1 protein-coding gene is annotated in these 313 nt (G+C 64.9%); it reads left to right on the top strand.

Annotated features, from left to right (window positions below):
- The coding region (locus MOV75_RS42130) for an AMP-binding protein (protein WP_246933142.1) at nt 1-313 on the top strand (313 nt) is incomplete at both ends.

Genomic DNA, 313 nt, shown 5'->3' with positions numbered 1-313 from the left:
AGGCGTCATCACCGACGCGCTGGCGCAGATGACGGGGCCCAAGCCGCTGGTGGTCGACGTCGACGACGCCTCGTTCAAGGGCGGCGAGCGCATCGGCGAGATCGAATACGAGGCAGCCGTTGCGCAAGGCGATCCAGGCTTCACGGCGATCACGCCGAGCGACGAATGGGACGCCATCGCGCTGAGCTACACCTCGGGCACAACAGGCAATCCCAAGGGCGTCGTGACCCATCATCGCGGCGCCTATCTCAATGCCGTCAGCAATATCCTCGCCGGCAATCTCGGCCAGCATCCGGTCTATCTCTGGACGCTG

It is taken from the genome of Bradyrhizobium sp. PRIMUS42 (assembly GCF_023006515.1).
In the GTDB taxonomy this organism is placed as follows: domain Bacteria; phylum Pseudomonadota; class Alphaproteobacteria; order Rhizobiales; family Xanthobacteraceae; genus Bradyrhizobium.
The sequence above is the reverse complement of the archived record's forward strand: the minus strand, read 5'-3'. Positions and strand labels throughout refer to the sequence as shown.